Below are 2264 nucleotides of genomic sequence, written 5' to 3'. Positions count from 1 at the left end.
CAGCGGGCCCGCCCGCGGCCACGGCTACGCCCCCGCCCGCTCGCGCGAGCTCGACGCCAAGATCGAGGAGCGCAACCGGGAGCGGCACAACAAGCCGCAGGTGAAGACCCCCAAGACCTTCCCCGGCGCCGAGCAGGAGGGCGAGCGCCTGCAGAAGGTGCTGGCCCGGGCCGGCATGGGCTCGCGCCGTGCCTGCGAAGAGCTGATCGAGATGGCCCGCGTCGAGGTCAACGGGCAGATCGTCACCGAGCAGGGCCTGCGGGTCGACCCGGAGAACGACGAGATCAAGGTCGACGGCCTGACCGTCGCCACCCAGTCCTACCTGTTCTTCGCGCTCAACAAGCCGGCCGGCGTCGTCTCCACCATGGAGGACCCCGACGGCCGCCAGTGCCTCGGCGACTACGTCACCAACCGCGAGACCCGGCTCTTCCACGTCGGCCGGCTCGACACGGAGACCGAGGGCATCATCCTGCTCACCAACCACGGTGAGCTGGCCCACCGTCTGACGCACCCGCGCTACGGCGTGCAGAAGACCTACCTCGCCGCCATCACCGGGCCGCTGCCGCGCGACATCGGCAAGCAGCTCAAGAACGGCATCGAGCTGGAGGACGGCTACGCCCGCGCGGACAACTTCCGCGTCATCCAGCAGACCGGCAAGAACTACCTGGTCGAGGTCACCCTCCACGAGGGCCGCAAGCACATCGTGCGCCGCATGCTCGCCGAGGCGGGCTTCCCCGTCGAGAAGCTGGTCCGCACCTCGTTCGGCCCGATCGCCCTGGGCGACCAGAAGTCCGGCTGGCTCCGCCGCCTGACGAACACCGAGGTCGGCATGCTGATGGGCGAGGTCGACCTCTAGCCGGTCCGGGTACGGATCCGGGCCCGGGGCTTCGGCCCCGGCCCGGCACCACCGGTCACCCACGGGGCGGCCGGCCGCCCCGTCCTCCTAGCCCGCCCCCGCCGAAGCGCGGCGCACGCGTATCAGGAAGTCCTCGACGCGTGCGTGGTCGGGTTCCTCGGGGAGGGGGCTCGTACGGGTCGCCTCCCCGGCCTCCTCGGTCAGGCGGTTCAGCCAGGCCTCCGCCTCGGGCCAGGGCACCTCGCCCCGGCGCACGGCCAGCAGCGGTTCGCGCATGGGGCCGACGTCGAGCACGAGCGACCCCGTACGCAGCAGATCGCGGCCGCACATCAGCAGCCGCAGCGCGTGCATGACGGGCTTCCAGCGCCGCGGCGTGCCGTGCGCCCGCACGTCCGCCGCGAACTTCTTGCGCTGGTCCGCCGCGTAGCCCGCGTACGTCCGGTGGACCCTGCGGGAGAGGAACGCCTCCCGCAGGGCCAGCAGCTCGCGCCCCGTGTCGTCGGCCTGCTCGACGAGCGGGGAGTGCAGGCACTCCAGGATGTTCGGGTTGCCCCGCAGCGCCAGCTCGCAGAAGCGCTCCAGCTCCCAGGAGAACTGCTCCTCGGCCGGCCCCTCCACGTGCGGCGGCGGCTTCTCGAAGCCCCAGAACAGGGGCGTCGGCGCCACGTACACGCCGCGTCGGTCCGTATCGCTCGCCTCCGTGGCCAGCCCGAAGGCGCGCGAGCCCATCACGCACGCGTAGACCGTGTGCTCGGTGACCAGCGCGACCGGAGTGACCGGGGTGAGCGGGGGCACGGGCGTCACGACCACACCGCCAGCCCCGTCGCGCGGCCCGCCTCGTCGCGCTGGATCTCCATCATCCCCTCCACGGCGTCCCGGTTGATCCGTCCGAAGACGTGCGGGAACTGCGTGCCCGGGTCCACGCCGGGCGGCGGGGCCGGGTCGGCGTCCTCCCAGCGGACCAGGACGTCCAGCTTGTGCTCGTCGATCAGGAGCACCATCAGCGGGCCGGGCACGTCCCTGTAGAAGGCCGTGGCCACGGCGAGGGTCGTCTCCTCGTCGGGCGAGCAGTGGACGAAACCGTCCTCGGAGAGGGAAGCGGGGGAGTACGGGCGGTCGGGTACGGCCAGCCAGTCGTCCAGGGGCACCACGTGGTAGATCATGTGCACGGTTGTACCGGACGCGGGCCCGGCAGTCCCGCAGGGCGCCCGCCCCGGCCCCGCAGGGCCGCCCGCCCCGCACGGCCGGCGGAGCGGCTGGATAGGCTGGCCCGGCCCGCTCTCCGTCACGCTCCACGCACCTCGCAAGGACTCTCAGTGAGAACCGCCCTCGTCATCGGCACCGGACTGATCGGCACCTCCGCCGCGCTCGCCCTCGCGGGCCGCGGGGTCCACGTCCACCTCAGGGA

3 protein-coding genes are annotated in these 2264 nt (G+C 72.7%); 1 reads left to right on the top strand and 2 read right to left on the bottom strand.

From position 1 onward, the window contains the following. A partial coding sequence (locus V7793_RS36590; RefSeq protein ID WP_336013989.1) for a pseudouridine synthase occupies positions 1 to 856 on the top strand: 856 nt, incomplete at its 5' end. Positions 857 to 943: 87 nt separating this feature from the next. Here V7793_RS36590 and V7793_RS36585 read toward each other — a convergent pair. Both V7793_RS36585 and V7793_RS36580 read right to left on the bottom strand, forming a co-directional pair. Continuing rightward, the gene (locus V7793_RS36585; RefSeq protein WP_336013988.1) at positions 944 to 1660 is read right to left on the bottom strand and encodes a nucleotidyltransferase domain-containing protein; all 717 of its coding nucleotides are present in this window, start codon (positions 1658 to 1660) and stop codon (positions 944 to 946) included. Further along, positions 1657 to 2019, bottom strand: a complete 363-nt coding sequence (locus V7793_RS36580; RefSeq protein WP_168093324.1) for a DUF952 domain-containing protein — start codon at positions 2017 to 2019, stop codon at positions 1657 to 1659. The genes V7793_RS36585 and V7793_RS36580 overlap by 4 nt, the downstream gene beginning before the upstream one ends. Between the last annotated feature and the right edge of the window lie 245 nt (positions 2020 to 2264).

Origin of the sequence: Streptomyces sp. KLMMK (genome assembly GCF_036961605.1) — a bacterium.
Classification (GTDB): Bacteria; Actinomycetota; Actinomycetes; order Streptomycetales; family Streptomycetaceae; genus Streptomyces; species Streptomyces telluris.
This window is presented reverse-complemented; position numbering and strand designations above follow the sequence as displayed.